This window comes from Micromonospora sp. M51 (assembly GCF_018070305.1).
GTDB classification, from domain to species: domain Bacteria; phylum Actinomycetota; class Actinomycetes; order Mycobacteriales; family Micromonosporaceae; genus Micromonospora; species Micromonospora parva.
On record NZ_JAGPXZ010001063.1, the window covers coordinates 1 to 1577 of the forward strand.

The 1577-nt window shown below is 72.5% G+C and carries 1 protein-coding gene and 1 pseudogene; both read right to left on the reverse strand.

Annotation, left to right across the window (positions count from 1 at the left end; genetic code table 11):
• A partial coding sequence (locus tag KBX53_RS32460; protein WP_210863673.1) for a copper chaperone PCu(A)C occupies positions 1-371 on the reverse strand: 371 nt, incomplete at its 3' end.
• A 65-nt stretch (positions 372-436) separates the two neighbouring features.
• Positions 437-1577 (reverse strand): annotated as a pseudogene (locus tag KBX53_RS32465) (copper resistance protein CopC); the annotation flags it as partial.

Below are 1577 nucleotides of genomic sequence, written 5' to 3' on the forward strand. Positions count from 1 at the left end.
GTGCTCCCGGCCTTGATCACGATGCCACCCCGCTTCTGCCGCATGACCATAGTGCCGTCCTTCATGGCCATCTCGTGCAGTTCCATCGAGGACAGGGCGGTGGTGGCACCCGTCACCGTGACATCGACGTCGCCGTCGTTGACCAGGGTGCCGAAGGCCGCCGTCATGCCCTTGTCGGCGGCCTTCACCCACGGGTCACGAATGCCGAGCACGCCGGCGTCCGGGCCGGCCGAGATCGACACCGACGGGCCCGCCTGCGCGGTCGCCGGAGAGTCGGACGAGCCGCAACCGGCGGCACCCATCGTCAGGACCGCGGCGGCGAGGACGGCGGTCGAGCGGCGGCGTGGGCCGAGCGGGCTGGTGCTGAGCATGTGTTCTTCCTCCGATGATTGCTGCTGGCTGGTAGGTCGGCCGCAGCACGGAGAAAGTTCCAGGCTCAGGGCACGCCGATCGTGTACTCGGCGGTGTGTACCTTCCCGTCGACCTGGAAGTCGAAGAAGGCCCGGTACCGCCCTGAACTCGGCGTGGTCAGCCAGAACTTGACGGTCCCGTCGACCAGCTCCTGCTCGGGGTGGACGTGCACGTAGCCGAGGTCGCCCTCCCGCACGACGACCAGGTGCCCGTACGCGCCCAGGTACCGCTCCAACTGGGCGGGTGTAGCGGCGCTGGTGACCTGGAAGTGGATCGGCGCCGTCACCCCCACCGTCGGGGTGCCGGTCATCGACACGGTGAACGGACCAGCCGCCGCCTGTGCCTGCGGCGGCGGCAGCGCGGCCGGGGTGTGCGCGCCGGGCACCGTGTGGTCGACGCCCAGCACCAGGGGCTGCTGGCTGCCGTTGGCGGTGGTGACGGAGAAGTCGGCGTAGACGCGGTAGCCGCCGGGTCGGGCCAGCGTCAGCGGGACGCTCCAGGTGCCGTCGGGTGCCATCGTCGGGTGCAGGTGATGGTAGCCGGTCAGGTCCCGGCCCACCACGATCAGGTGCAACGGCTTGTCGTGCACGACCGCGAAGCGGGTCGCCGGCTGCCGGTCGGTGCCGACGATGCGGAAGCGGTAGTCGGCGCGTACCCCGGCGGGTTGGGTTCGTTCCAGCGGTTGCAGCGTGAAGCCGGCGGCGCTGACGGTCGTCCCGGTGGCAAGCGTCTCGCCTGTTCCGCTGTCGCCCCGGTGCGTGTGCGGCCCGGTGCCCGCCGGGTGTTGGTGTCCGTCGGTCGCGGACACCGCCGGGCCGGAGGCGGGCGGACCGCCCGCCGGCTGCCGGGCGGTGTTGGCGGCCGGGCCCTCGTTGCCGCTGATGCGCGCCAAGCCGAACCCGCCGAGCAGGGCCAGCACCAGGGCACCGACGAACAGTGCCAGCCCGGTGTTGCTCAGCCGGGACCGGGGCGTCGCGCTGGCGAGGTCCGGGTCCGGCGACGCTCCGGGGTCGGCGGGCGGTCGAGTGTCCGAGGTCTGCGTACCGTTGCCGGTCGTCGCGGCGGCCCGGTCTGCGTCGGTTCTGCCACCGACCGCCCTGCCGCCGCCAGTCTTGGCAGCGGCGGTCCTGCTACCGGCGCCCTTGGTGCCGGGGGTCCTGGTTCCG